The organism is Pseudomonas sp. HMSC063H08 (genome assembly GCF_001813645.1).
In the GTDB taxonomy this organism is placed as follows: Bacteria; Pseudomonadota; Gammaproteobacteria; order Pseudomonadales; family Pseudomonadaceae; genus Pseudomonas; species Pseudomonas aeruginosa.
Genome location: NZ_KV813476.1, coordinates 14,987 through 39,161, shown reverse-complemented (window position 1 = coordinate 39,161; position 24,175 = coordinate 14,987). Strand labels below are relative to the sequence as shown.

The window sequence follows — 24,175 nt, the reverse complement described above, 5'->3', positions numbered from 1 at the left end:
GGGGAGCGCGCGGCGGCCGGGCGGGCCGCTCCGGCGCGGTCAGTGCGAAAGGATCAGGGCCTTCTGCTCGGGGATGACGGTGCGCTCCCGAGGGGCGTCCGCGCGTTCCGCTTCCTCGGTTTCGGGGCGGTTGGCGAACAGGCTTTTCAGGGTGCTCAGCAGCGGCTGTTCCTTCGCCGCTTCGGCGACCTGGCTGCGGCTTTCCACGGGTTCCGGGTTGGCCGCCGTGACCACGTGGAAGTCGCTGATCTCGATGATCCCGCGGCCCTCGGCGAGCAAGTGGAAGGAGAAGGCCTTGCGCGCTTCCGGGTTGTCGAAGGTGAAGCTCATGTCCAGCGGCTTGCCTTTGAGCAGGCGCGGGATGTCCGGTACCGGTATGGGAACGTCGCGTTCGAACTCCTTGGTCTTCAGCGTCACCCGGGCGCCGTTGCGGTCCATCTGCAAGGCGCGGATCTTCAGGGTGACCGTGGTCCTGCTGTTCTTCGGCATCTCCAGGTATTGCGCGCCGATCAGGTTGTCGGTCCAGTCGTTGTGGGTTTCCGGCTTCAGGCGGATGCGTTCGTGGGTGGCGAACTGGAACTCCTGGCCCAACTGGCCGGCCTGTTGCACGGAGTGGTCGAGGACGGCGGCGCGCTGGCTGACCAGGCGTGCCTGGCGTCCGCTGAAGCGACCGAGGAACTCGGCTTCGTCGGCGATGAAGCCCTCGCTGCGGTAGCGCCGGCAGACCTGCTGGAAATCGCACTCGACGAAGGTGGCCTTGCCGTCGTGGTGGCGCAGCATGCCGTTGGTGTAGGACATCATTTCGCGACCGCTGGCGTAGTCGCGGAACAGCGAGCGCCCGGAAATCCCCGCCGGCACGCGGTAGCCGAAATAGTCGAGGACGGACGCGGCGAGGTCGACGTGGCCGTAGACGCCGCTCTTGATCGGCGGCAGTGCCGCCTGTTCCGGTGCCAGCACCAGGTTGAAGCCCCAGGCCGAGGCGAGGCGCACCTGGTCGACACCGTGGGATTCGTCGGAAGTGAGCACCACCAGGGTGTCGCGCAACACGCCCTGTTTCTCCAGGTCGGCGAGGAAGGCGCCGATCGCGTCGTCGAGATAGGCCACCGCGGCCTGCTTGGCGTTCGGGTAGCGGGCCAGGTAGTCGGCAGGCGCCGAGTAGGGCTGGTGGGTGCCGACGGTGAGCAGGGTCAGCATCCAGGGTTTCTTCTGCTGGCGCAGCTGCTTCACGTAGGTCGCGGCGCCCTCGAAGAAGGCCTTGTCGTCCATGCCCCAGGGAAATTCCAGGTAGGACGTGTTGCGGAACCAGTCGCGCCCGAGGGTCTTGTCGAAGCCCATCTGCGGCATGACCTTGTCCTTGGCCATGAAGCGCAGGCCGGCACCCTGCAGGAAGTGTGTGCTGAAACCGTGCTGGCGCAGCTGGGCGGGCAGGCACTCCCTGGCCCGGGCCGGGTTGTTGAGCAGCTCGACGCCCTTCGGCGTGCCCGAGTCGAGCTTGCTGTAGTCGCCGCAGAGCATGGCGTAGAGGCCGCGGATAGTCTGGTGGCTGTGCAGCACGTAGTCCGGGGTGGTCATCGCCCGTTCGGCCCAGCCACTCAGCCTGGGCATCGGCGCTTCGTGGTAGCTGCTGTTGATGGCGGCGCGGTTGGCGGCGATATATGCGCCGGGGATTCCCTCCATGGCCACGATCAGGACGTTGCGCGCGCGCCCTCCGCCGGCCAGCAGCGGCGTTCCGGAAAGGTCGAGCTGGTTGAGCCCGGCGACGTCCGGCGGGGTGTCCGGACGGTCGCCGGCGAGCCAGTCTTCGACCGCCAGTTGGCCACTGCTGAGCGCGCTGGCCAGCAGTTTGTGCGGCAGGTTGTACTGCTGCCACTGGTCGGCATCGCTCGGACGCAGGTATTGCAGGCCGACATGCGCCGCCAGGAACGCCGCCGGCAGCGCGTAGGCATAGCGCGGCAGGCGCGGACCGCGGCGACGCCAGAGCAGCACGCAAAGCAATGTCGCGCCGCCGAGGCCGAGCGCCAGTGGCAGGTGGGCGAGGCCGCCGCCCTGGGTGGAGCTGCTGACGAACTGCGGATCCAGCAGGTACTTGAGGTCGGAAGGCTCCGGCATGCGCCCGACCGCGCCGACCAGTTCGGCATTGCCGATCAGGAACAGGCACCAGAGCAGCATGACCGGGAGCGCGAACCACAGGGAGCGTCGATGCAGGAGCAGCACCAGCAGGCTGCCGAGGGCCAGGTCCGAGAGATAGCCGAACGGCGTCGACCAGCCGAGCCAGTAGCGGCCGGCGAGGGGAACGACCAGGAACAGCGCGGCCAGCGCCAGAAGCGAGCCGCAAGATGAGAGCCAACGGCTGAGTGGACGCACAGGAACTCCTGATGAGCGGCAGCGAGAATCCTTGATAAGGATGTTCCAAAAAAGTCTTTAGGGTTCACGATTTTGAAACATCGTTGTGCTTACTGCCAGTAGACAGTCGGCATTTGGGAAATGTCCGCGTGGTTCAGGATGTTTCGGCGCGAACGGCCGGCAAGGCGATGAGCGGCGTCGGCGTACCGGCAAAAACTTCCGCCCGCCTGCGTGGCGCCCGGTAGAATGCCGCCCCTTCGACAGGGGGAGACAACATGGCGGTCATCGGGCGTTTCAATTCACTGCAGGTGGTCAAGCACACGGAGTTCGGGCTCTATCTCGACGGTACCCAGCACGGCGAGATCCTCCTGCCCAAGCGCTATGTGCCGAAGGACCAGCCCAGCGAAGTGGGTGACTGGCTCAACGTGTTCATCTACCTGGACAGCGACGACCGCCTGATCGCCACCACCCAGACGCCCAAGGTCCAGGTCGGCGGTTTCGCCAGCCTGAAGGTCGTGGAGATCAACCGGATCGGCCTGTTCCTCGACTGGGGCCTGCCCAAGGACCTGCTGCTGCCGCATTCGGAAGAGAAGCGTCCGTTGCAGGTCGGCGACTACTGCGTGGTCTACGTCTACCTGGACAAGCGCACCAACCGCATCACCGCCACCGCGCGCCTGGACCGGCAGTTGGACAACCTGCCGCCGCGCTACAGCGTCGGCCAGGCGGTCGACCTGCTGGTGGTGGAGCGTACCGAGATGGGCTTCAAGGCGATCATCGAGGGCAAGCACTGGGGCCTGATCCACAAGAACGAGGCGTTCAAGTTCCTCCGCAGCGGCATGCGCGAACAGGGCTACATCAAGGAATTGCGCGCGGACGGCAAGATCGCCCTGAGCCTGCAGCCGGTCGGCGCCGAGGCCGCCGTCGAGCTGAGCCAGCAGATTCTCGCCCGGCTGCTGGAGGCCGGCGGCAGCCTGCCGCTCAGCGACAAGAGTTCGCCGGAAGATATCCACCGGCTCTTCGGGGTCAGCAAGGGGACCTTCAAGAAGGCCATCGGCGGTCTCTACAAGAAAGGCCTGATCCTGATCCACCCGGAACGCATCGAACTGCCGCGCTGAGGTTTCCGCTCAGGGCTGGAGGAACGGGGCGAAGTCCAGGCCAGCGCCGCCGGGGCGGACGTCGCGCAGGCGCTTGCCGGGGTCCGCGCTCAGCTCCAGGCTGAGGGTCGGCCGGCGGGCGTTCTTGTCGCGCAGTTCCAGGCTGTCCTGCTGCTGGCGAAGGAAACCGGTGGGCACCTTCAGGTGCTCCACTGCATCGCCGGCCGGGTTCGCCAGCAGCAGGTTGAGGAACTTGCCGGCCTTCAGTTGGCTGAGCGGAATATCGAACCACCAGACGTTCTTGCTCTTGTTGAAGCGGGCGAGCAGGGTGTTGCCGGCATCCAGCACGGACATGCCCAAGGCCTGGTTGAGCTGTGCGATGGCTGCCGCTTTATCGAGTTTCATGGAGTTTCCTGACGGGCCGCGCCGGCCGGGATGGCGGGCGGGTAGCCGGATATTCTAGCAGCCGGAGGGACGGCGCAGGACCTGCGCGGTGCGCAGGCCCCGCCGCTCAGACCATCCGCCGGAACCGCCGCCAGCGTTGCTGCCAGCCCAGCAGCAGCGAAGAGACCGCGGGGCCGGTGCCGGCGTCCTGCAGGCGCGGGTGGTGGCTGACCACGTTGACCAGGATCGGCTCCTGGGCGTTCTTCACATCGACGAAGAACAGGTGCTGCCCCTGGTGCAGGCGTTCTTCGAAGGGGCGGAAGGCGCGGTTGGTGCGCTGCAGGCCGAAGAAGCTGCCTTCCCACAGGCAGAACGCGCAGAGCACGGCGCCGAGGAAGATCACCGGAATCCAGCCGGCGGCGGTTTCCGTCCAGCCGCTGGCATAGGCGAAGGCCACGGCGACGATGGCCAGGACGAGGCCGACCAACAGGCCGACACGGCCGGAGCGGACCACATCCTTCTTCATGAACGGAGAGACTTCGTGCAGATGGCGCTGGCCGGTCTCCGCGTCCTTTTCGCTGAGGACGTGGATCTGCTCGGTGGCGATGCCGCTGGCTTCCAGTTCGGCTTCGAGCCGTTCCAGCTCGTCGAGGTTGTCGCTGATGTAGTAATGCCGGTTCATGGCATGCCTCCCATCGTCTGACGGCCTGTTCCTTGGGCGAACAGGCAAAGGTCGATACCCCCTGTCGGTGAATCCCGGAGCACCCGCAAGCGGCAGGTCGGCCGGGATTGTCGGTTTCTTGCGCAGCATTCAGTCTAGCATCCGCGGCAGCGGCGGCCGGTACGCCGGTCTGCTGGCTTCTTCCTTCAACATAGGCCGGAAGCGGGGTGGCGGCGGGGCCGGGCGATGGACGGGCCAGGTACGGGTGGGCCGTACGCAGCCCGCGAGCGCAGGATTACTCGGCGGGAACGATGATGGCGACGCGGCGGTTCTCGCTGCGGCCGGCGCGGGTCTTGTTATCGGCCACCGGCTTGCTCATGCCCAGGCCGCGGACCTCGATGTTGGCCGCCGGCATGCCGGCTTCGCGGAACACCGCGGCTACCGATTCGGCGCGCCGTTCGGAGAGCTTCTGGTTGTAGCCTTCGTCGCCGTAGTTGTCGGTGTGGCCTTCCAGGCGGACCTTGTCGATGTCTACCGCGAGCAAGGCGTGGGCGATCTTCGTCAGGGTGTTGCGGCTGTCGGGATTGAGACGGTCGAGATTGTTGCCGAACAGCACCTTGCTGGACATGCCGAACTCCCAGCCTTCGTCGCGGAGTTCGAAGCCCTGCTCCTGGAGCACGGCGATCTGCTCGGCGCTCAGGCCGGTCTGCGGCGGTTTGGTCTGGCAACCGGCCAGGCCCAGCACAAGGCTGAACAGGGCGAGGGCGAGCAATCTACTTGGGTGGAGCCTCTGGGGTAGCACTGTCTATCTCCTTTTCTTCCTGAAGGATGCGGGGGTCGTTGAGTTCCGCCAGGCGCCGGCTGCCGCGGGCCTGGCGCTTGGCGATGTACATCGCCATGTCGGCGTCGTGGAGCAGCGCCGCCGGGGTATCCGCGTGCTCGGGATAGAGGGCGATGCCGATGGTCAGCGAGGTACTCACCGTGCTGCCGTCGCTGAGCCGGATCGGCGCCTGCATGCTGGCGATGATGTTGTCGGCGATGCGCAGGGCGTCGGCGCCGGACGCCAGCGGTGCGAGCAGCACGGCGAATTCGTCGCCACCCAGGCGCGCCACCAGGTCGCTTTCGCGCAACTGCCCACGGATGCGCATGGCGATGTTGACCAGCACGGTGTCGCCGGCGGCATGGCCGAGGCGGTCGTTGATCTCCTTGAAACGGTCGCTGTCGATGAACAGTACCGCCAATTGCTCGCGGTGCTCGCTGGCATCGCGCAGCGCCCGGCTCAGGCGGCCTTCGAAGAAGGCGCGGTTGGGCAGGCTGGTCAGGCTGTCGTGGTGGGCCTGGTGCGCCAGCGAGGCGTTCTCGTCCTGCAAGCGCGCCTGCCAGGATTCGAGTTCGTCGAGCAGGGCGTTGAAGTCCTCGCCCAGTTGGCTCAGCTCGGCGATGCCGGCTTCCGGTACGCGCTTCTCGAAATCCCGTTCGCGGCGCACGGTATGCGCGACCTTCGCCAGTTGGTCGAGCGGGCCGACGATACCGCGTACCAGCCGCCGTGAGAGGTAGAAGGCGCCCAGGGCGGTAAGCAGCAGGCACAGGACCATGCCGGCGAAACCGGTGAGCAGGAAGCGCAGCAGGCTGCCGCCGGAGCCTTTCACCTCCACCGAACCGATCTTCTGGCCGTCGTGCAGGATCGGTTGTTCGGTCGGCGCGCTGAGCAGCCAGTGCGCCAGTTGCTGTTCCAGCAGGTGCAGCGGCCCGGTGCTTTCCCGATGCCAGCTGGCCAGGGGCTGCCCCTGGCGGTCGTAGACGATGGCGCTGGAGACCTCTTCGCTGGAGGCGATCAGCGCCAGGGATTCCTCGGCGGCCTGGGCATCGCCGAAGACCACCGCGGCTTCGACGGTATAGCTGATGGAACGGGCGATCAGTTGCTGGTTGGGGTCCGCGTAGGCGCGCAGGGTCAGCAGGCCGACCAGGGTCACTGCCAGCCCGGCGGTGAATACCGCGACCAGCGCCACGCCCAGGTGCGCGCGATAGAGCACCCGGCGCAGCGATGGATTGGAACCCGTATAGCGACGACGACGGTTCATCACGGAGTGGCCTGCCGCCTTGCCAGTTTCAATACGCTCGGGTGCACGCGTACGCCGCTGCGGGCGATGGAGTCGAGATTGGCCTCGAAGGTGATGCGCGGACCGCCGACGTTGAGGCAGAACATGCTGCCGACGCTGCATTCGGTGCCACGCTCGCTGATGGACAGGACCGGATGCCCGGCCAGGCTGTGGAACACCTGCTGGCGCTCGCGCTCGTCGACCACTCCGAGGTAGATCACGTTGCAGAGCGTGCCGAGGTCCGGGTTGTCCACCGCGCGGCGTTCCGCATGCACGCGCCTGCCATTGGCCTGCACCATGCCGCGGAGCAGGCCGTCGGCGTACTCGGTCGGGCCGACCACGCAGAGTTGCAGAACCGCCGGTTCCTTCGGCCAGCGCACGTAGCTGAATATGCCCAGCAGAACCTGGCTGACCGCGTTGCTGCGTTGCTCGACCGACGTCCGTGCGTCGTCCGCCCACAGGCCTCCGCCGCCCAGGCAGGAAACCGCCAGGACCAGGCAGGCCAGGGTGCGCCTGTAGAGGTCGAGGGGCTGCAAGGTGGGCAACGAAGGCAAAAAGGTTTCCTCCAGGAAAACGTAGCGGGGTGGTACGACTGGCCAGTGTAGTCGGTGTGCGGCGAATATTACCGGATGTGCCGGGAAAGAAAGCCGTTCGGTGTCAAACCAATGACGCAATTGCCGGAGATGGAAGCTCTTTGCGTCTTGTCCTGTCTGGTTTTCTGGCTGAGCATGTAGGACGTTACTGACCTTTATCAGGGGGCGGCATGATCCGGGAAATCCTCAAGATGGGTGACGAGCGCCTGTTGCGCATTGCGCAGCCGGTGCCGTCCGAACTGCTCGGCAGCGAGGAGCTGCAACGGCTGATCGACGACATGTTCGAAACCATGCATCACGTCGGCGGGGTAGGGCTGGCCGCGCCGCAGATCGGCGTCGACCTGCAACTGGTGATCTTCGGTTTCGAGCGCAGCGAGCGCTATCCGGACGCCCCGGCCGTGCCGCCGACCATCCTGCTGAACCCGCGGATCACCCCGCTGGACGACGAGATGGAAGAGGGCTGGGAGGGCTGCCTGTCGGTGCCGGGGTTGCGCGGCGCGGTATCGCGCCATCGGCGCATCCGCTACCAGGGCCTGGACCCGCAGGGACAGCCGGTCGACCGCAGCGTCGAAGGGTTCCATGCGCGGGTGGTGCAGCACGAGTGCGACCACCTGATCGGCCGCCTGTATCCCTCGCGAATCACCGACTTCAGCAAGTTCGGCTTCACCGAGGTGCTGTTCCCCGACCTGGACCCCGCCGCGGACGATTGAGCGATTGCGCCTGCGGCTCCGCTCCGGCCTAGCTCAGCTCCGCGATGGGGTGCCGAGCGGCGCCGCCGGAGCGTGTTTTTTCGCTCGTTTCGCCAGGCGTTTCTCCTGGGCGGTTTTCAGCGGTTTCCTACGAGTTTCCTTCTTCGCGTTCAGTCCCTTGCTCATGGCGTTCACCTCCCCACGCAGCACCTGCGTGGCGCGCCGGATGGCCGATGGCGTCCGCGACGCCGGACGGCGGCGGACGCTTCCAGCATAATGCGTGGCGCAGCGCCCGGCGCGGGTGGCGATCGACGGCGCTCAGCGCAACTGGCGTTGTGCGGTGATTTCCGGCAGGTCCTGGCGGCGCAGATAGACCAGTAGCGGCTCGCCGATGTTCAGTCGTTCGTTGATGTTCTGTTCCAGCAGGATCTGCAACTGCTCGCGGCCCAGGCGCATGACGTCGTCGCGTACCGAACTCCAGACGAACTCGCTGGTGGGCGTGATGCTGTCGTCGGCTACGTCCATGCCGAAGGAGTCTTCGCTGAAACGCACGATGTAGCGGCCGGTCTTGCGGTTGAAACCGACGAACCCCTTGAGGGCATCGGCGGCCTGGCAGATGTCGGTGGATGTGATGCTCATGCGGAACCTCCCTGAACGTTCCTGTTTCTATGGGCGCACGCATGATCGGCGGCGCCCCCGTTCTGCGGCGGGGGTCGCTGGTGCCGAGCGGGGTATTCTGCCAGTTGCCGCCGCCCGGGGAAGAGGGCGGACCGCGAACGGTAGTGGGACGGATTGTCGCGACCTTGGTTAAACCGCCGCCACGCGCTAGGCTCGGGGTTCGCAGCCGACCGAGTGGAGAACAGCGCCAGATGCCAGGGGCCGTGGATTTCAAGGAGCGGATATCCCGCCAGCGTCCGCATGACAGGGAAACCTACGGACATGCCGGGAATACCGATCTGCAAGACATCGTCTACCAGTTGGAAAGCGACCGCGGGCGCATCGTCAATTCCGCCGCCGTGCGGCGCCTGCAGCAGAAGACCCAGGTCTTCCCGCTGGAGCGCAACGCGGCGGTGCGCAGCCGCCTGACCCATTCCCTGGAAGTGCAGCAGACCGGGCGTTTCATCGTCCGCACGCTGTTCCGCCAACTGGGCCCGCGTGCCGCGGAGGTCGGCCTGGACGGGCTGGAAGGCGCGCTGGAAAGCCTGGTGGAAATGGCCTGCCTGATGCACGACGTCGGCAATCCGCCGTTCGGTCATTTCGGCGAGTACGCCATCAACGATTGGTTCGAACGCAATCTCGACGCCCTGTTCGAGCGCCGCATACCGCCGGGCCAGGGCGACGGCCTGTTGCAGCAGCGCATGCTCACCGACCTCAAGCACTTCGAAGGCAACGCCCAGGCCATCCGCCTGGTGGTGAAGCTGCTGCGCCTGAACCTCACCTACACGCAGACCGCCGGCCTGCTCAAGTACGTGCGCCCGGCCTACGAGCCGAAGCCGGACAAGGCGGCGGCGAACCACTACCTGAACAAGAAGCCGGGCTTCTATCTTTCCGAGGAAGCCTTCGTCGACGAACTGCGCCGAGTCCTCGGCATGCGCCCGGGCACTCGCCACCCTGTGGCCTACATCATGGAAGCGGCCGACGATATCTCCTATTGCCTGGCCGATATCGAAGACTCGGTGGAAAAAGGCATCCTCGACATCCGTCAATTGGCGGATCTGCTGGTGAAGAAGTTTGCCGTCCACCATTCGCCGGACGCGCCGATTCCCGGCGACGCGGACAACATGAGCTTCCAGCGGATGGTCGACTACTCGCTGGAAAAGGCCGAGCGGGAGCCGATCAACAAGGTCAGCGAATTCTTCATCCGCCTGCGGGTGAAAATGATCCACCCGCTGGTCCAGCACGCCGCCCAGCAGTTCATCGACAACCTCGAAGCGGTTCATGCCGGCACCCTCGGCCGCGCGCTGATGGAGGACGGCAGCCTGCCGCACGCCATCGTCCAGACGTTCAAGGACGTGGCCATGGAATGGGTGTTCTGCCATCCGGAGGTGGAAACCCTGGAATTGCAGGGCTACCGCATCATCCAGGGCCTGTTGGATTTCTACGCGCCGCTGCTGCGCCTGCCGGCCGAGGAGTTCCAGGCCCTCGCCGAAGGTCGCCAGGCCGCCGCGCCGCATCCGCAACTGCTGGTTCGGCGCCTGCCGAGCCAGCAGATCAAGGCTTACCTGGAGGCCATGAAAGGTGTGGCGGAGGACCCGTTGCAGCGGCAGTGGGAGTTCTACCACCGCTGCCGCATGCTCCAGGATTTCGTCAGCGGCATGACCGACCAGCATGCCCAGGACGAATACCGCGCGTTGTCCGCGCTGTAAGCGGAGGAGCGAGATGCGCGCTGTCGTCGAACTGCTCGCCGGGGCCCGCCGCCTGGTGATCTTCACGGGCGCCGGGGTGTCGGCGGAAAGCGGGATTCCCACCTTCCGCGATGCCCTTGGCGGTCTCTGGGCGCGCTACGATCCGGCGGCCCTGGCCACGCCCGCGGCCTTCGCCGACGATCCCGCGCTGGTCTGGGGCTGGTACGAGTGGCGCCGCCTGAAGGTGCTGGGTGTCCAGCCGAATCCCGCGCACCGGGCGATCGCCGCGTTGAGCGGACGGATCGCCGACACCCGGTTGGTCACCCAGAACGTCGACGACCTGCATGAACGCGCCGGCAGCCGCGACGTCCTTCACCTGCATGGCAGCCTGCACGCGCCGCGTTGCGCGACCTGCGCGGCAGCCTACCGGGACGCCTTGCCCGATTCGGTCGAGCCGGAAGAGGGACGACGGATCGAGCCGCCGCGTTGTCCGGCCTGCGGCGGACAGGTCCGGCCGGGCGTGGTCTGGTTCGGCGAGGCGCTGCCCGAGGCGGCGCTGCGCGAGGCTTTCGCCGCGGCCTGCGAGTGCGACCTGTTGCTCAGCGTCGGCACTTCCGGCGTGGTGCAGCCGGCGGCGCGGATACCCGGACTGGCGCTGGAACACGGTGCCAGCGTCGTGCATGTGAACCCGCAACCGGTGCGCACCCGCCATCCGCGCGAGCACTGTCTCGTCGGTCCGGCCGGCGAGGTGCTGCCCGAACTGTTGCGCCGGGCGTTTCCCGGCTGAGGCGGCTCAGCCCTGGGACGAGCCGAAGAGGATCACCGCGGAACCGATCAGGATCAGCAGCCAGTAGAGCGCGCCGAGCACGATGAACAGTAGGTTGTAGCCCGAATAGCCGGCGTTGCCCGTGCCCTGCGGGTCGCCGCTGGCGAGGTTGGCCTGGCGCTGGATGTTGCGCATCGGGATCAGCGGCGTGAGCAGCAGCAGGAGCGAGGGCAGCGAGTAGGGCTCCAGCGCGGGGACCACGTCGGTGAGGTGGCTGATCAGGTTCGCCGCGACCGTCAGCAGCACCGCCCAGGTCGCATCCTTGCTCGGGCTCCATAGTGCCTGGCGCTCTTCCGGCAGGGCCTGGTGGATCCGCCGGGCGAGGGCGTGGAAAAAGAAGATGCCGAAGATCGCCCGCCATACCGGGCTGATCCGCCGCTCCATCTGCGGTTGCTGGGCCTTCCAGTGCTTGTACATCCAGTACACGCCGTACAGCCCCAGGGTGACGAGGAAGAGCACGCTCATCTTGCCCAGGGAAGTGACGAAGAAATGCGCCCGCTTCGCGCCGCGGGTTTCCACCAGGGGCGCTTCCGGGGTCTTGTAGACGTTTTCCATAACTGATCCGGCAGTCCTTGAGAAAAACCGCCATTTTGCCTTCCGCCGCTCCGTCAGGCCAGCGGCCAGGGGCGTTGCCGCCCCGGCCGTCCGATCAGGCGTTGCGGCTGGGCGGCGCCATGAACTCGGGACCGACCGGATCCTGGATGGTCTCGGCGAGGATCCGCTCGATGCGGGCCATGGCCTCGTCGTCCAGGCGCCAGCCGAAGGCGTCGGCGATGCCGTTCAACTGCTCCGGCTTGCGCGCCCCCCACAGCGCCACCGTAGGGCCGCGATCGAGAATCCAGCGGATGGCCAGGGCCAGCACCGACTTGCCATAGCGCTCGCGAGCCAGTTCCTCCAGTTGCGCGACCGCTGCCAGGTACTGGGCGAAGCGGGGCTGCTGGAACTTCGGGTCGGACTTGCGCAGGTCGTCGCCATCGAAGCGGGTCTCGGCGTTCATCCGTCCGGAAAGCAGGCCGCGGCACAGCGCTCCGTAGGCCAGCATGACGATGCCGTTACGCTCGGCGTAGGGCAACACGTCGGCGTCGATGGCGCGCTCGAACAGGTTGTAGGGCGGCTGCACGCTGGCCAGCGGAGCGAACTGGCGGAACCCATCCATCTGTTCCGGTGAATAGTTGCTCACGCCGATGGCGAGGATCTTGCCGTCGCGGCGCAGGCGCTCCAGTTCGCCGGCGGTTTCCTCGTGCGCCACCAGCGGGTCCGGCCAGTGGATCTGGTACAGGTCGATGCGATCGGTCTTCAGCCGCCGCAGCGAGTCCTCGACCTCCCGGCGGATGCGTGCGGCGGAGGCGTTGCGGTGGATGCCCGCGTCGCTCCACTCCAGCGCCGCCTTGGTGGCGATCACCGCCTTGTCGCGCAGGCCCTGCAAGGCCTTGCCGACGACCTCCTCGGAATGGCCGAAGCCATAGACCGGCGCGGTGTCGATCAGGTTGATCCCGGATTCCACCGCACGCCGGATGGTTTCCACCGACGTCGCGTCGTCAGCGCCGCCCCACATCCAGCCGCCGATGGCCCAGGTGCCGAGGCCGATGCGCGAGACCGGCGTGTCGATACCCTCGATGCGAATGCTTTCAACGCTCATGGAAATACTCCTGCAGATCGGGAAAACGCTTGCCGGCAATGCGCTCGGCGGCACGGAGCGATTACTCTAGATCACCCGAGATTGAATGTGGCTCAATGCTGCATTGACCTCCGAGAACTGCCAGGAGCCCTGGAATGCCGGCTTTCACCCGTTCCGAACTCGCCGACCTGAACGTCTTCATGACCATCGTCCGGCGCCGCAGCTTCCGTCACTCGGCCCAGGAACTGGGTGTCAGTACCTCGGCGCTGAGCCACAGCATGCGCAACCTCGAGGCGCGGCTCGGGGTGAAGCTGCTCAACCGTACCAGCCGTTCGGTGGTGCCGACCGATGCCGGCAGCGCGCTGGCGGCCAAGCTGGAGGATGGTTTCCAGGTGATCGGCGAGGCGCTCGGCGAACTCGATGCCTATCGCACCTCGCCGGTGGGCCGGCTGCGCCTGAACGTGCCGCGCGATGCCTCGCGGCTGCTGCTGGGGCCGGTCCTCAGGCGCTTCACCGAGGCGTATCCGGACCTGCAACTGGAACTTTCGGTGGAGGACCGCATGGTCGACATCGTCGCCGACGGCTACGACGCCGGCATCCGTTACGGCGGCACGGTGCCCCAGGACATGGTCGCGGTGCCATTGACCGGGGAGCTGCGCTGGGTGGTGGCCGCGTCGCCCGATTACCTGGCGCGCCACGGCGTGCCCCAGCGGCCGGACGACCTGTTGCGGCACGCCTGCATCCGCATGCGCCTGGGCGACAACTCGTTCTACAAATGGGAACTGGGCGACGGCGAGCGGATGGTCGAGGTCGACGTGCCCGGCCCCTTCAGCGTCAACGAAAGCAATACGGCGGTTGCCGCGGCCCTGGACGGTGTCGGCCTGGCCTACTGCCTGGAGGTGGGAATCGCCGAGGAGCTGCGTAGCGGCCGGCTGCAACTGGTATTGCCGGACTGGACCTCGATGGGCGCGCCGTTCTGCCTCTACTATCCGAGCCGACGCCAGCCGCAACCCGGCTTGCGCCAACTGATGGAAATGATCCGCGGCGACTGGCTGGGACGTGCCTGAGTCGACCTCCCGCCACACCTTGCAAGGAGCCCCCATGCTCACCGGTCTCAATCACCTGACCCTGGCGGTCGCCGATCTGCCGGCCAGCATCGCCTTCTACCGCGATCTTCTCGGCTTTCGCCTGGAAGCGCGCTGGGACCAGGGCGCCTATCTCGAACTGGGTTCGCTGTGGCTGTGCCTGTCCCGGGAGCCGCAGTACGGCGGGCCGGCTGCGGACTACACGCACTACGCCTTCGGCATCGCCGCCGCGGATTTCGCCCGCTTCGCCGCGCAGCTGCGCGCGCATGGCGTGCGCGAATGGAAGCAGAACCGCAGCGAGGGCGATTCGTTCTACTTCCTCGACCCGGACGGCCATCGCCTGGAGGCCCACGTCGGCGACCTGCGCAGCCGGCTCGCGGCGTGCCGGCAAGCGCCCTATGCGGGAATGCGTTTCGCCGACTAGGCCTTGGCCTTGCCGGAAGCTACGGACGCCACGGCCGGACCGGCGAGGCGCTTCAGCAGGCGCGGGCGGTTGCGCTCCAGCGCGCCGCCGCGCCCCCGCAGGCCGTCCCACAGGCCCCAGCCCAGGCAGCGCAGCTTGAGCAGCTTGTCGCGCTCGAGCAGGAGCACCGCGAGGCCCTGGGTCAGGGTCGGCAGGTTCGCCAGCAGGGCCAGCGGCGAGGACCGGGCGTAGCGGCGCAGGACCAGCAGGCCGTTGCGCGCCAGGTAGTAGCGGCGCAGCGGGGCGTGGTTCATCGCGCTGAGGCTGAGACCGCCGAGGCGGCGGGTCTTGCGCGTGCCGATGCGGTGCTCGAGGACCAGCCGCGGGTCGACGTACAGGGGCACGTCCAGCGCCTGGGCGCGCAGGCTGTACTCGGTGTCCACGTGGTCGATGAACAGTTCCTCGTCGAAGTGGCCGAGGCGCTGGTAGGCCTCGCGGGTCAGCAGGCAGCCGGAGGAGATCAGGAACGAGGTGCGCTGTGGGGTCGTCAGGCCGTCCAGAGACAATTGCCTGAGCGTCAGTCCGTCGAGATGGATGGCCGGCAGGAAGCGCCGGTCACCCCGGTCGAAGATCCGTGGGCCGAGCAGGCAGGCCTGACCGTTGCGCGCCTGCAGGTTGCGCCACTGGGCGGCGAGGAAGGCGCCGCCGGGACGGGAGTCCTGGTCGAGCAGCAGCACACCCTGCACGCCACGCCGGAACAGCGCGTCGAGCCCCTGGTTGAAGGCGCCGGCGATGCCCTGCCGGTTGCCGTGGTGCAGCACGGCGATGCCTTGCCCGCGCAGCCGGGCATTGCGCTGCGGATCGCTGTGCGGTGAGTTGTCGACGGCGAGGAAGCGCAGTTGCGGAAACGCCGCCGCCAGTTCGCCAAGGTGTTCCAGGTCGTCGTCGCCAGGATTGAACAGCACCACCAGCACGCCCATGTCTATCCGGTCCATGATCGTTCTTCTCCCGTAGGTCGAAGTTGCCAGGCCAGGACCAGCCCGGCCAGAACGAGAAGGGCGCCGGCGAGGAATGGCGCGCCGGCCAGGGGCACTGGCGCGAGCGGACCGCTGCCCCAGTGGAACAGGCCGCTCATCAGCGGCGGACCGACGATCGCGGCGAGGCTCATCAGGCTGCTCAGCACGCCCTGCAACTCGCCCTGGCGATCGACCGGCACGCGGGCCGAGAGCAGCCCCTGCATGGCCGGGGTGGCGAGGCTGCCGAGCGCGAAGGGCAGCAGCGCGCAGACCAGCCAGAATGACGAGTCGACCAGGGCGAACAGCAGCAGGCCGCAGCCTTGCAGGGCGAGGCCCAGGCGCAGCAAGCGGGCGTCGTCCAGGCGCCGCTTGCAGAGGTTCACGCCGAGGGTCTGGGCGAGCACCGCGAGCACGCCGTAGAGGGCCAGCGAGTAGCCGATCCAGGCGCTGCTCCAGTGAAACTTCTCGATCACGAAGAAGGGCCAGACCACCATCACCGCCTGCAAGCCGAGGAATACCAGGGCAAGCACCGCCAGCAGGCGTCCGACCCCCGGTTGCCGAGCCAGGCCGCTGATCGAGCGCAAGGCGTTCATCCGCCTCGGATCCAGGCGGCGGCGTCGCGTCGGGGGCAGGGTTTCCTCGAGGAACAGGCCGGCGAGCAGGGCGTTGAGCAGGCACAGGCCGGCGGCCAGCAACAGCGGCAGCGTCGTGCCGTGCATCGCCAGCAGCCCACCGAGGGCGGGGCCGAGGATCATGCCCAGGGCGAGGCCGGCGTACAGCCAGCCGAAGTGCCGGGTGCGCTGCCCGTGCGTGCCGAGGTCAGCCGCGCAGGCCATCGCGGTGGCCACGCTGGCGCCGGTGAGCCCGGCCAGCGCGCGACCGAGGAACAGCATCCAGAGGCTGTCGGCCAACGCCAGCAGCAGATAGCTGAGGGCAAAGCCGAGCATCGCCAGGACCAGGACGGGGCGGCGTCCGAAGCGGTCGCTGAGGCTGCCGAGGACCGGCGAAAAGAACAATTGCAGCAGCGCGAAGGTCATCACCAGGGCGGCGCCCCAGGTGGCCGCGTCGCGGACCGCCAGCGGCGCCACGCTGCCGATCAGCGTCGGCAGCAGGGGCACGATCAGGCCGACGCCAGCGGCATCCAGCAGGCAGGTAAGGAACAGCAGAGGCAGGACGCGTTTCGCGCCGGGACCGTGTTCCCGCGTGGCGGAGGGGCAGAGGCTGGTCGTGGACACGCCAGGATCCTCCCGGCGAACACAGGAAATCCCGATCCTGGGACGCCAGCGACGGCAAGGGAAACTACCGGAATTCACAGGTTCGACGAACGGTCGCGGCAACGCCGGCGGGCGGCGTGATGTCATAATGATGCGACCCGTGCGCCAGTCGGGTATCCTTGCCGGCCTCTCAACGTTGTTTCCTAACGATATTTTCCTCCTGTCGCGAGCAAAGGGATTTCAATGACGCCCAGAAAAGGAAAGCTACCTGCCGTGCTCGCCTGCATGGCAGCGCTGGCGGGCTGCAACATCAACCCGGCGAACCAGGGCTCGGTGTCGTCCTGGTTCTCCATGCGCGCCGGCGATCCGCCCAGCTTCGTCACCGGCGTGGTCGGCTTCGAGAACACCGGCAGCAACGACCCGTCCACCCGCCTGACCCTGCGTTTCCGCGATCCCGCCTCCAAGACCCATGCGGCCCACGTCACCACCTCGTCGTACTCCGAGCTGTTCAGCCTCGCACTGACGCCGCGCTACTACGAGCTTTACGAGTTCGAGGTGAGGTACCTGTCCTATACCGTCACCCGCGAGACCGGTGCGTACGAGGAGCGCTGCGAGGCCAACGGCGAGGCGCTGGAGAAGACGGTCCAGAAAAGGAAGCGCAGCGTCACCCACACGGCGGTGAACGTGGAGTCCAACTGTCGTTCTACGCCGCTGACCAAGACCGACTACTACTACGAGACCTATACCTCCAAGCCGTTCTCCGCGCCGTTCCGTGCCGAGAGCTTCGCCACCAACTACATCGGCGACTTCCGCGTGCAGTGCAGCTACAAGGAGAAGAAGGGCAAGACCCTCGTCGATAGCTGCCGTCTCAACTACGGCGCCGTCAGCCGCGATCGGGTGGACGCCTGGGTGGCGCAGATGAACGAGGCAGACAAGGACAAGCGCGAGCCGCTGCCGCCGGTACGCCAGCAGGCGGTCGACACGAAGAAGGCCGGCAAGCTCATCCATTCGGTATTTCGCTGAGGCGCTCGCTCAAAGAGCGCCGGCGATCGCGCGCCAGGTGTCGGCGTATCGCCATCGCAGCCAGGCGACCAGGCAGCGCTCGTGCCAGCGTCGCAGGGCGCTGCTCCTTTGCCGCGCCAGGCGTCGCTCGATGGCCTCTTCCAGCCAGGCCTCGTCGAAGGCGGTCCAGACCGCCGGAGCGGGGCTGAGCAGGTTGCCGTGGCAGACCGGCGCCACTTCCTCGAAGAACAACCGCTCCAGCAACGCCGGGTCGACGCCCTTTATCCGCCGGGCGATATCCTCGGGCTCCAGGAGAGTGTCGACGAAGGCGTCGGATAGCGCGTGGCGCAGTCGTCGGCGTTGGCTCGGGTCAAGGGCCATGGCAAGTATGGGTCCGCAGGCTGGTGCGCAGGCAGCATAACCCGCCACGGCCCGCGCGGAGAGGCGTCAGGCTCGACGGGGACGCCAGGAGCGACGACGAAGGGGTGGGCGCTGGCGGCCGAACCAGCGCCAGCGGTTGCGCCGTAGCGCCTCGTGGCACTCGTCGCGCAGCCAGGCTGGCAGCAGGCGCAGCCAGCGCAGGTGACGCCAGGGGCCCGGCAACAGGCGCAGCACCTCGAGCAGGGCATCGTTGTCGTCGCAGGCGTAGGCGCCGTCGACGAACAGCCAGGTGTCGAAATGATCGGGTGCCAGCCCGAACCAATCGAGAATCGCCAGGCCTTCGGCGGACTGCGCGGCAAGCAGCTTCAGCCGGTGGTCGGCGCGGCGTGCCAGGAAACCGCTCCAGAGCGTGCAGAAGCGGCAGTGCTGGTCGTACAACACGACCTTGTCGCCGGGCTTGAGGTACGGCGGCAGTGACATGAGGGGCCCCCTTGGGTTCGGCTTTGTGCGCAAGCCCGGAACCGTAACGGCGGGAAGGGAGGACGACTAGTCGGTGTGCTGTCAGAGTTTTCTTTCTGTGCGGTCATCGATTCGTCTTTCGCCGGACGGCGTCGGGCAACGCGCCATTCCTCTTCCTGAAGGACGATGCTGCGCCAGGCCGGTTTAAGTTCGATGACGCCGGGACGAACGGGAGATGTCCCCGTCCGTGAGGCACGGACGGGGCGCGGCGGGGAATCAGCGGGCGAACGCTTCGAGAAGGGTCTTGGCGGCCAGCTTGCCAAGGTTGTTGGAGGCCAGCGGGCTGTCGCCGGTGAGCAGCTTGCGGTCGCGGTGGACCTGGCCGGTGATGCCCTTGTTGAGGATCTTCACCCCGAGCTTCTGCAGGTTCTCGCCCACCAGCCAGGGCAGGGGACCGGGCATGTAGCCGATCTCCAGGTTGGCGCCGGTGTCCAGGGCGTCGGGGAACACGCAGATCTCGTAGCCCTTGAACGGGTAGTCCTCCGGCTTCTCGTCGACCGCCGGTGCCAGCAGGCAGGCCGGACCGTGGCAAAGGGTGATGATGTAGCGGTCCTTGGCGAGGAAGGCATTGAGCAGCCGTTTCACCTCCCGGCTGTGCGGAATGCCCGCCAGCACGCCGTGGCCGCCGGGAACGAACACCGCGGCGTACGGCGAGTCGTCGGCGACGGCCTGCTCCAGGAGGTCGGCGAGCTTCTGCGGCGCTTTCAGCTTGGGCAGGTACTTCGCGTAGATGCTCTTCACCGCCTCGTCCTCGCCGGGCATCGCCCACATCTCCAGCTTCACCGGGTTGCCGGAGAGCGTGGCGACATCGAACTCGAAGCCGGCCCTGTCCAGGTGGTACATCGGCAGGAGCATTTCCACCGGGTGGTTGCCGGTGGAGAACATGCTGCCGTTCTGCATCAGGATGTAGCGTTCGTCGGTACCGATCATCAGCACCTTCTTGCCGCCCTTGTACGGGGTCGGGTAGTCGGCGCCGTCGAAGTCGGTCTTCGCCGAGGTGTACTGGCTCAGGGAATAGGGCGAGGGAAAGAACGCGTTGTGCTCGGCGTGGTCGGGCGTCGGGGTTCTGCTGGTGTCGCGCTCGTTGCTCATGGCTCGTTCCTTTCTGCGTGATGGAGGTCGCACCAAGACGATAGGCGGGGTCGCCGGCCGGCGAAATAGGGGAAATCCCCTAACCCACGATCGGTCGCCTGAGGGTTTTCCCCTATGGGCTTTTGCCGGCAAGCCGGGGATCATGCGGGAAAAGCCAGGAACGTCCGCTCCATGACCGACTACGCCAGCCTTCTCTTCGACAGCGTCGCCCGGCTGCGTAAGGCCGCTACCACCGAGGCGGTCTGCCGCGAGATGGTGGAGTTCGCCGCACGCCTGGGCTTCGACCGGGTGATCGTCTGCAGCCTGTTCCCCCGCCCCGGCGAGGACGAACTGATCGACGAGCTGTTCTTCGTCCATGGCGACTGGGCCGAGGGGCGCAGCGCCCAGGAGCGCGACGCCTATCTTCTGCACTGTCCGGTCACCCGGCACATCCTCGAACTGGACGAGCCGTTCTTCTGGTCGAAGAGCCCCTCGGAGGATCCCGAGCGCATGACCTACCGCATCGTCCGTGGGGTCCGCGACCTCGGCCAGGTCAATGGCATGCAGGTGCCGGTGTTCGGCCGCAACGGTCTGGAGGGCGCGGTGTCTTTCGCCGGCGAGCGGCTGGACCTGAATGCCGGTTGCAAGCTCGCCGCCCAGGCCTTCTGCCCGATCCTGTTCTTCGCCCTGAAGCGCCTGCGCGGCCCTGTGTCGGCGGGCGATGCGCAAGCGCTCAGCGAGCGCGAGCGGGAAGTCCTGCAATGGATCGCCCTGGGCAAGCAGCAAGCGGAGGTGGCGGCGATCCTGATGATTTCCGAGCGCACCGTGGAGAATCACCTGCGTGCCGCCCGCCGCCGTCTCGGCGCGGCGTCCACCGCCCAGGCGGTGGCGCGGGCGCTGCGCCTGGGCGATATCGAGGTCTGAGCCGCCTCAGGGAGCGGACGTGAGGACGATCTTGCCGATGTGCTGGCCGGAGTCCATCAGTTCGTGGGCCTGGCGCGCCTGTTCCAGGGGGAAGGTGCGGAACACTTGCGGCCGGACAGTGCCGGCGCGCACATGCGGCCAGACCTGGCGCTCCAGTTCGGCGATGATCGCGCCTTTCTCGTCGTGGCTTCGCGAGCGCAGGGTCGAGCCAAGATGGACCAGGCGCTTGCTCAGCATCGGGAACAGGTCGACTTCGGCGGCCTTGCCCTTGATCACGCCGATCTGCACGATCCGTCCGTTCATCGCCGCCGCCTGGTAGTTCCGCGTCACATAGTCGCCGGCAACGATATCGACGATCACATCGACCCCGCGACCTTCGGTGCCGCGCAGCACTTCCTCGACGAAGTCCTGCTCGGTGTAGTCGATCGCCACGTCGGCGCCGAGGCGCAGGCTGGCCTCGCGCTGGGCCTCGCTGGAGATCGTGGTGAAGATCTTCGCCGCGCCGAAGGCCTTGCCCAGCATGGTCGCGGTGGTGCCGATGCCGGAGGCGCCACCGTGGACCAGCAGCGTCTCGCCGGCCTTGAAGCCACCGCGCTGGAACAGGTTGACCCAGACGGTCATGAAGGTTTCCGGCAGCGCCGCCGCTTCCTCCATGCCCAGGCCGTCGGGCAGGTGCAGGGTGGTGCGCTCGTCGGCCACCGCGAACTGCGCGTAGCCGCCGCCGGGAATCAACGCCATCACCGCCTCGCCGACGGCGAAGCGGCTGACCTCGCTGCCGACCGCCCGCACCGTGCCGGCGATTTCCAGGCCGGGAATGTCCGAGGCGCCGGGCGGCGGGTCGTACACGCCCTTGCGCTGAAGCACGTCGGGACCGTTGACGCCGGCGGCGCGGACTTCGACCAGGACCTCGCGCGGGCCGGGCGTCGGCAGCGGCCGGCTGGTCGCCACCAGTACCTCGGGGCCGCCGGGCCGGGCGATCTCGATGGCGGTCATTCGTTCGGGAAATCGGTTCGTGCTGCTCATCGCATGCTCCTGGGAAAATGGTTCGGACCTGATTCGCATGGTAATCAGCGCGGATGCCGTGGTCGCGCAGCGCTTTTTCATTAGACTGATGCGAAAATGCATCAGGAAAACCGCCATGAATTGGGACGACACCCGCGTCTTCCTCGCGCTCTGCCGCGAGCACACCCTGCGCGGCGCCGCCCGCGCGCTTCACATCGACCAGGCCACGGTGGGCCGGCGGCTGGCGTCGCTGGAGGCGGCGCTGGGCTCGACCCTGTTCCTGCGCACATCATCCGGCTACCTGCTGACCCCGGCCGGCGAGGCGGCCTTCGAACTGGCCGAGAAGATGGAGCGCTCGGCCCTGGAGCTGCTGCGGCGGACCCGCGGGATGGACCACCGACTGTCCGGCGAGGTGCGGTTGTCCACCACCGACTCCCTGGCCGTCGACTTCGTGCTACCCGCCCTGGCCCGCCTGCACCTTGAACACCCGGATATCCGCGTGCTGCTCGACAGCGCTTCGGCCGTGGTCGACCTGCCCAAGCGCGAGACCGACATCGCGATTCGCACCCTGCGGCCGGAAAATCCCGATTTGATCCTGAGAAAACTCGCCAGTTGGCCCATGGGCCTGTTCGCTTCCGCGGACTACCTGCGGCGCAACGGCGTACCGGTGCCCGGCGAGCGTTTCCGCGGCCACGACCTGGTGATGTACGAACCCTATTGGCACAGCCAGCGCGAACTGACCCTGGGCGGCGAGCCGATCCGCGACGGCCGGGTGGTCATCGCGGTGAATTCCAACATGATGGTGCGCCAGGCCCTGGCGCGTGGCCTGGGGCTCTGCGAGCTGCCGCTGTACATGGGCGAGCGCGACGGACTGGTGCGGGTCTGGCCGCAGCGTGAGCGACGCCGGCCATACGAGGTGTGGATGGTTACCCACAAGGACCTGCGCCACACCGCGCGGGTCCGCGCGGTGATCGAGCGGCTGGTGGAGGCGTTCGCCGAAGCGCCGGCCTGAGCCTGCAACGCCGGCGCCGGGTTCCGGTCGAATGCGGCGGCGCGCCGCGGAATCGCGCATCATAGGCGCCATCAGATCGAGGAGATTTCCATGGCAATCCCAAGCATCCCGCGTTTGGCCGTACTGACGCTCGGACTGGCACTCGCAGCGGCCGCCAGTGCCGCCGACGAGGCGCAACTGGTCGAGGCGATCAACGCCTACCGTGGCCAGGTGCAGTCCTGCGGCGGGCAGGCCAGCGGCGAACTGCCGCCGCTGGCCGCCGACCCGCGCCTGGCCTTGCCGGTGAATGCCGCCGGCGACCTGCAGCAGGCGATGGCGCAGGCCGCCTACCCGATGGTCAACGTGCAGTCGATCAGCCTTTCCGGGCCGCGCGATGCCGGCGCGGCGATGAAGGCGCTGCAGGAAAGCTTCTGCCGCGTGGTGCTCGACCCGCAATTCGTCGACGTCGGCGTCAGCCGCCAGGACCGCGACTGGCGCATCGTCCTCGCCCGGCCATTGCTGCGCGGCGGCATGGGCGATTGGCAGGCGGAAGGGCAGAAGCTCCTGGAACGGATCAACGCCGCCCGCGGGCAAGCCCGCCAGTGCGGTGGCAAGCCCTACGCAGCGGCCCAGCCGCTGGCCTGGAACGCCACCCTTGGCGGCGCCGCCGAAGCGCATTCGCGGGCGATGGCCAACGGTAACTTCTTCGACCACCTCGACCGCGACGGCCGCACCCCCGGCGACCGCGCCGAGCTGGCCGGCTACAGCGGCGGGCTGATCGGCGAAAACATCGCCGCCGGCCAGGACGGGGTGGACAAGGTGGTCGACGGCTGGCTGGCCAGCCCGGGCCACTGCGCCAACCTGATGAACCCCGGCTACCGCGAGCTGGGCGCGGCCTACGCCACCGATCCGAAGAGTGACGCGGGAATCTACTGGACGGCCATGTTCGGTTCGCCCTGAAGTCCTCCGCGCCCGGAGCTGACGACGGGCTGGGCGCCTTCCGCAAACGAAAAAACCGGCGCCATGGCGCCGGGTTCCCTTTCAGCCTGTCCCGCCCTCAATGCGGCGCATTGAGAGTCAGGCGCATGTGCCGGTTGACGTCCTTGTACAGCAGGTAGCGGAAGCGCCCCGGGCCGCCCGAATAGCAGGCCTGCGGGCAGAAGGCGCGCAGCCACATGAAGTCGCCGGCCTCCACCTCGACCCAGTCCTGGTTCAGGCGGTACACCGCCTTGCCTTCCAGCACGTACAGGCCGTGCTCCATCACGTGGGTCTCGGCGAAGGGGATCACGCCGCCCGGCTCGAAGTTGACGATGTTGACATGCATGTCGTGGCGCATGTCGCTCATGTCGACGAAGCGGGTGGTGCTCCAGCGGCCTTCGGTGTCCGGCATCACCAGCGGCTGGATGTCCTGCTCGTTGGTGACGAAGGCTTCCGGCAGCGGTACGCCGTCGACCTTCTGGTAGTGCTTGCGGATCCAGTGGAAGCGGGTGTGCTGGCCGGTGGTATTGCGCACCTTGTAGTCGGCGCCCGGCGGAATGAAGGCGTAGCCGCCCGGCTGCATGGCGTGGACCTGGCCCTGCAGGGTCAGGCTCAGCTCGCCTTCGACGACGAACAGCACGGCCTCGGCGTTGGGATCCTGCTCCGGTTTGTCGCTGCCACCGTTGGGCGCCAGTTCGACGATGTACTGCGAGAAGGTCTCGGCGAAGCCGGACAGCGGGCGGGCGATCACCCACATGCGCATGTTGTCCCAGAACGGCAGGTGGCTGGTGACGATATCGCGCATCACCCCCTTGGGAATCACGGCATAGGCTTCGGTGAACATCGCCCGGTCGGTGAGCAGCTCGGTCTGTGCCGGGTGCCCGCCGTGCGGCGCGTAGTAGCTGGACTTGGACATGGAGCGTTTCCTCGTTGTTGT

27 protein-coding genes are annotated in these 24,175 nt (G+C 67.4%); 10 read left to right on the top strand and 17 right to left on the bottom strand.

The features are described from left to right. Positions 1-39: 39 nt before the first annotated feature. Positions 40-2,364 carry an LTA synthase family protein gene (locus HMPREF2924_RS19370; protein WP_003109109.1) on the bottom strand — a complete coding sequence of 775 codons (2,325 nt, stop codon included), beginning with the start codon at positions 2,362-2,364 and terminating at the stop codon, positions 40-42. A 254-nt stretch (positions 2,365-2,618) separates the two neighbouring features. On the opposite strand from HMPREF2924_RS19370, the gene HMPREF2924_RS19365 reads away from it, so the two are divergent. After that, the gene (locus tag HMPREF2924_RS19365; protein ID WP_003082250.1) at positions 2,619-3,458 is read left to right on the top strand and encodes a CvfB family protein; all 840 of its coding nucleotides are present in this window, start codon (positions 2,619-2,621) and stop codon (positions 3,456-3,458) included. A gap of 9 nt (positions 3,459-3,467) precedes the next feature. On the opposite strand, the gene HMPREF2924_RS19360 is transcribed toward HMPREF2924_RS19365, so the two are convergent. The 5 genes from HMPREF2924_RS19360 to yfiR all read right to left on the bottom strand — a co-directional run bounded on the left by HMPREF2924_RS19360 (position 3,468) and on the right by yfiR (position 7,135). Next, complete coding sequence (locus HMPREF2924_RS19360; protein ID WP_003082252.1) at positions 3,468-3,842, bottom strand: hypothetical protein; 375 nt, start codon at positions 3,840-3,842, stop codon at positions 3,468-3,470. Positions 3,843-3,948: 106 nt separating this feature from the next. Beyond that, positions 3,949-4,503, bottom strand: a complete 555-nt coding sequence (locus tag HMPREF2924_RS19355) for a magnesium transporter (RefSeq protein WP_023094830.1) — start codon at positions 4,501-4,503, stop codon at positions 3,949-3,951. Positions 4,504-4,777: 274 nt separating this feature from the next. Then, on the bottom strand, positions 4,778-5,284 hold the full coding sequence (locus HMPREF2924_RS19350; protein ID WP_003133895.1) for a small colony variant regulatory network protein YfiB: 507 nt from the start codon (positions 5,282-5,284) through the stop codon (positions 4,778-4,780). Beyond that, a complete protein-coding gene (gene tpbB, locus HMPREF2924_RS19345; RefSeq protein ID WP_003116327.1) occupies positions 5,256-6,563 on the bottom strand; it encodes a small colony variant regulatory network diguanylate cyclase TpbB in 1,308 nt (435 codons plus the stop codon). The genes HMPREF2924_RS19350 and tpbB overlap by 29 nt, the downstream gene beginning before the upstream one ends. Then, positions 6,563-7,135 carry a small colony variant regulatory diguanylate cyclase inhibitor YfiR gene (yfiR, locus tag HMPREF2924_RS19340; RefSeq protein ID WP_003086488.1) on the bottom strand — a complete coding sequence of 191 codons (573 nt, stop codon included), beginning with the start codon at positions 7,133-7,135 and terminating at the stop codon, positions 6,563-6,565. Before yfiR ends, tpbB begins: the two co-directional genes overlap by 1 nt. A 209-nt stretch (positions 7,136-7,344) precedes the next feature. Here yfiR and def point away from each other — a divergent pair, with 209 nt between their 5' ends. Next, on the top strand, positions 7,345-7,884 hold the full coding sequence (def, locus tag HMPREF2924_RS19335; protein WP_003133891.1) for a peptide deformylase: 540 nt from the start codon (positions 7,345-7,347) through the stop codon (positions 7,882-7,884). A 33-nt stretch (positions 7,885-7,917) separates the two neighbouring features. On the opposite strand, the gene HMPREF2924_RS36485 is transcribed toward def, so the two are convergent. After that, positions 7,918-8,049, bottom strand: coding sequence for a hypothetical protein (locus tag HMPREF2924_RS36485; protein ID WP_003086493.1), 132 nt, complete (start codon positions 8,047-8,049; stop codon positions 7,918-7,920). 132 nt (positions 8,050-8,181) lie between these two features. Further along, positions 8,182-8,502, bottom strand: a complete 321-nt coding sequence (locus HMPREF2924_RS19330) for a DUF2025 family protein (RefSeq protein WP_003082265.1) — start codon at positions 8,500-8,502, stop codon at positions 8,182-8,184. A gap of 230 nt (positions 8,503-8,732) precedes the next feature. On the opposite strand from HMPREF2924_RS19330, the gene dgt reads away from it, so the two are divergent. Then, positions 8,733-10,229, top strand: a complete 1,497-nt coding sequence (dgt, locus tag HMPREF2924_RS19325) for a dGTPase (RefSeq protein WP_003133889.1) — start codon at positions 8,733-8,735, stop codon at positions 10,227-10,229. Positions 10,230-10,242: 13 nt separating this feature from the next. Next, a complete protein-coding gene (locus tag HMPREF2924_RS19320; RefSeq protein ID WP_003086499.1) occupies positions 10,243-10,995 on the top strand; it encodes an SIR2 family NAD-dependent protein deacylase in 753 nt (250 codons plus the stop codon). Between the two features lie 6 nt (positions 10,996-11,001). Here the strand turns inward: HMPREF2924_RS19320 and HMPREF2924_RS19315 are convergent, their stop codons facing one another. Together HMPREF2924_RS19315 and HMPREF2924_RS19310 are read right to left on the bottom strand one after the other, a co-directional pair. Continuing rightward, on the bottom strand, positions 11,002-11,589 hold the full coding sequence (locus tag HMPREF2924_RS19315) for a DUF4234 domain-containing protein (RefSeq protein ID WP_003082271.1): 588 nt from the start codon (positions 11,587-11,589) through the stop codon (positions 11,002-11,004). A 94-nt stretch (positions 11,590-11,683) separates the two neighbouring features. Then, the gene (locus tag HMPREF2924_RS19310; RefSeq protein WP_003133886.1) at positions 11,684-12,673 is read right to left on the bottom strand and encodes an aldo/keto reductase; all 990 of its coding nucleotides are present in this window, start codon (positions 12,671-12,673) and stop codon (positions 11,684-11,686) included. Positions 12,674-12,807: 134 nt separating this feature from the next. Here HMPREF2924_RS19310 and HMPREF2924_RS19305 point away from each other — a divergent pair, with 134 nt between their 5' ends. Beyond that, a complete protein-coding gene (locus HMPREF2924_RS19305; RefSeq protein ID WP_003086503.1) occupies positions 12,808-13,719 on the top strand; it encodes a LysR family transcriptional regulator in 912 nt (303 codons plus the stop codon). A gap of 34 nt (positions 13,720-13,753) precedes the next feature. Next, the gene (locus tag HMPREF2924_RS19300; protein ID WP_003082280.1) at positions 13,754-14,161 is read left to right on the top strand and encodes a FosA family fosfomycin resistance glutathione transferase; all 408 of its coding nucleotides are present in this window, start codon (positions 13,754-13,756) and stop codon (positions 14,159-14,161) included. Here HMPREF2924_RS19300 and HMPREF2924_RS19295 read toward each other — a convergent pair. Next, on the bottom strand, positions 14,158-15,135 hold the full coding sequence (locus HMPREF2924_RS19295) for a rhamnosyltransferase (RefSeq protein WP_003082283.1): 978 nt from the start codon (positions 15,133-15,135) through the stop codon (positions 14,158-14,160). The genes HMPREF2924_RS19300 and HMPREF2924_RS19295 overlap by 4 nt on opposite strands. Beyond that, positions 15,123-16,391 (bottom strand): MFS transporter, encoded by a 1,269-nt coding sequence (locus tag HMPREF2924_RS19290; RefSeq protein ID WP_003133883.1) that lies wholly within the window; start codon positions 16,389-16,391, stop codon positions 15,123-15,125. Before HMPREF2924_RS19290 ends, HMPREF2924_RS19295 begins: the two co-directional genes overlap by 13 nt. Positions 16,392-16,703: 312 nt before the next feature. Here HMPREF2924_RS19290 and HMPREF2924_RS19285 point away from each other — a divergent pair, with 312 nt between their 5' ends. Then, on the top strand, positions 16,704-17,393 hold the full coding sequence (locus tag HMPREF2924_RS19285) for a hypothetical protein (protein WP_003133880.1): 690 nt from the start codon (positions 16,704-16,706) through the stop codon (positions 17,391-17,393). 9 nt (positions 17,394-17,402) lie between these two features. Here the strand turns inward: HMPREF2924_RS19285 and HMPREF2924_RS19280 are convergent, their stop codons facing one another. From HMPREF2924_RS19280 to hchA, 3 genes are all read right to left on the bottom strand, one after another. Then, the gene (locus tag HMPREF2924_RS19280) at positions 17,403-17,753 is read right to left on the bottom strand and encodes a DUF7079 family protein (RefSeq protein WP_003133878.1); all 351 of its coding nucleotides are present in this window, start codon (positions 17,751-17,753) and stop codon (positions 17,403-17,405) included. Positions 17,754-17,819: 66 nt separating this feature from the next. Next, positions 17,820-18,233, bottom strand: coding sequence for a thiol-disulfide oxidoreductase DCC family protein (locus HMPREF2924_RS19275; protein WP_003163116.1), 414 nt, complete (start codon positions 18,231-18,233; stop codon positions 17,820-17,822). A gap of 255 nt (positions 18,234-18,488) precedes the next feature. Beyond that, entirely contained in the window at positions 18,489-19,364 is an 876-nt protein-coding gene (hchA, locus tag HMPREF2924_RS19270) for a glyoxalase III HchA (RefSeq protein WP_003133875.1), read from the bottom strand. 171 nt (positions 19,365-19,535) lie between these two features. Here hchA and HMPREF2924_RS19265 point away from each other — a divergent pair, with 171 nt between their 5' ends. Continuing rightward, positions 19,536-20,267: a PA1136 family autoinducer-binding transcriptional regulator gene (locus HMPREF2924_RS19265; RefSeq protein ID WP_003086520.1), complete on the top strand. Its 732-nt coding sequence runs from the start codon at positions 19,536-19,538 to the stop codon at positions 20,265-20,267. A 6-nt stretch (positions 20,268-20,273) separates the two neighbouring features. On the opposite strand, the gene HMPREF2924_RS19260 is transcribed toward HMPREF2924_RS19265, so the two are convergent. After that, positions 20,274-21,260 (bottom strand): NAD(P)H-quinone oxidoreductase, encoded by a 987-nt coding sequence (locus HMPREF2924_RS19260; protein ID WP_003133873.1) that lies wholly within the window; start codon positions 21,258-21,260, stop codon positions 20,274-20,276. A 145-nt stretch (positions 21,261-21,405) separates the two neighbouring features. Between HMPREF2924_RS19260 and HMPREF2924_RS19255 the strand changes: the two genes are divergently transcribed. Together HMPREF2924_RS19255 and HMPREF2924_RS19250 are read left to right on the top strand one after the other, a co-directional pair. Next, the gene (locus HMPREF2924_RS19255) at positions 21,406-22,281 is read left to right on the top strand and encodes a LysR family transcriptional regulator (RefSeq protein WP_003109095.1); all 876 of its coding nucleotides are present in this window, start codon (positions 21,406-21,408) and stop codon (positions 22,279-22,281) included. A gap of 90 nt (positions 22,282-22,371) precedes the next feature. Next, positions 22,372-23,220 carry a CAP domain-containing protein gene (locus HMPREF2924_RS19250; RefSeq protein ID WP_003082304.1) on the top strand — a complete coding sequence of 283 codons (849 nt, stop codon included), beginning with the start codon at positions 22,372-22,374 and terminating at the stop codon, positions 23,218-23,220. Between the two features lie 97 nt (positions 23,221-23,317). Here the strand turns inward: HMPREF2924_RS19250 and HMPREF2924_RS19245 are convergent, their stop codons facing one another. Next, complete coding sequence (locus HMPREF2924_RS19245) at positions 23,318-24,154, bottom strand: bifunctional allantoicase/(S)-ureidoglycine aminohydrolase (protein ID WP_003086528.1); 837 nt, start codon at positions 24,152-24,154, stop codon at positions 23,318-23,320. Between the last annotated feature and the right edge of the window lie 21 nt (positions 24,155-24,175).

Excerpts from the sequence above, each read along its gene's own strand:
- HMPREF2924_RS19365 (WP_003082250.1), top strand. The coding sequence starts at position 2,619 with ATGGCGGTCATCGGGCGTTTCAATTCACTGCAGGTGGTCAAGCACACG.
- HMPREF2924_RS19360 (WP_003082252.1), bottom strand. The coding sequence starts at position 3,842 with ATGAAACTCGATAAAGCGGCAGCCATCGCACAGCTCAACCAGGCCTTG.
- HMPREF2924_RS19355 (WP_023094830.1), bottom strand. The coding sequence starts at position 4,503 with ATGAACCGGCATTACTACATCAGCGACAACCTCGACGAGCTGGAACGG.
- tpbB (WP_003116327.1), bottom strand. The coding sequence starts at position 6,563 with ATGAACCGTCGTCGTCGCTATACGGGTTCCAATCCATCGCTGCGCCGG.
- def (WP_003133891.1), top strand. The coding sequence starts at position 7,345 with ATGATCCGGGAAATCCTCAAGATGGGTGACGAGCGCCTGTTGCGCATT.
- HMPREF2924_RS36485 (WP_003086493.1), bottom strand. The coding sequence starts at position 8,049 with ATGAGCAAGGGACTGAACGCGAAGAAGGAAACTCGTAGGAAACCGCTG.
- HMPREF2924_RS19330 (WP_003082265.1), bottom strand. The coding sequence starts at position 8,502 with ATGAGCATCACATCCACCGACATCTGCCAGGCCGCCGATGCCCTCAAG.
- dgt (WP_003133889.1), top strand. The coding sequence starts at position 8,733 with ATGCCAGGGGCCGTGGATTTCAAGGAGCGGATATCCCGCCAGCGTCCG.
- HMPREF2924_RS19320 (WP_003086499.1), top strand. The coding sequence starts at position 10,243 with ATGCGCGCTGTCGTCGAACTGCTCGCCGGGGCCCGCCGCCTGGTGATC.
- HMPREF2924_RS19315 (WP_003082271.1), bottom strand. The coding sequence starts at position 11,589 with ATGGAAAACGTCTACAAGACCCCGGAAGCGCCCCTGGTGGAAACCCGC.
- HMPREF2924_RS19310 (WP_003133886.1), bottom strand. The coding sequence starts at position 12,673 with ATGAGCGTTGAAAGCATTCGCATCGAGGGTATCGACACGCCGGTCTCG.
- HMPREF2924_RS19305 (WP_003086503.1), top strand. The coding sequence starts at position 12,808 with ATGCCGGCTTTCACCCGTTCCGAACTCGCCGACCTGAACGTCTTCATG.
- HMPREF2924_RS19300 (WP_003082280.1), top strand. The coding sequence starts at position 13,754 with ATGCTCACCGGTCTCAATCACCTGACCCTGGCGGTCGCCGATCTGCCG.
- HMPREF2924_RS19295 (WP_003082283.1), bottom strand. The coding sequence starts at position 15,135 with ATGGACCGGATAGACATGGGCGTGCTGGTGGTGCTGTTCAATCCTGGC.
- HMPREF2924_RS19280 (WP_003133878.1), bottom strand. The coding sequence starts at position 17,753 with ATGGCCCTTGACCCGAGCCAACGCCGACGACTGCGCCACGCGCTATCC.
- HMPREF2924_RS19275 (WP_003163116.1), bottom strand. The coding sequence starts at position 18,233 with ATGTCACTGCCGCCGTACCTCAAGCCCGGCGACAAGGTCGTGTTGTAC.
- hchA (WP_003133875.1), bottom strand. The coding sequence starts at position 19,364 with ATGAGCAACGAGCGCGACACCAGCAGAACCCCGACGCCCGACCACGCC.
- HMPREF2924_RS19265 (WP_003086520.1), top strand. The coding sequence starts at position 19,536 with ATGACCGACTACGCCAGCCTTCTCTTCGACAGCGTCGCCCGGCTGCGT.
- HMPREF2924_RS19260 (WP_003133873.1), bottom strand. The coding sequence starts at position 21,260 with ATGACCGCCATCGAGATCGCCCGGCCCGGCGGCCCCGAGGTACTGGTG.
- HMPREF2924_RS19255 (WP_003109095.1), top strand. The coding sequence starts at position 21,406 with ATGAATTGGGACGACACCCGCGTCTTCCTCGCGCTCTGCCGCGAGCAC.
- HMPREF2924_RS19250 (WP_003082304.1), top strand. The coding sequence starts at position 22,372 with ATGGCAATCCCAAGCATCCCGCGTTTGGCCGTACTGACGCTCGGACTG.
- HMPREF2924_RS19245 (WP_003086528.1), bottom strand. The coding sequence starts at position 24,154 with ATGTCCAAGTCCAGCTACTACGCGCCGCACGGCGGGCACCCGGCACAG.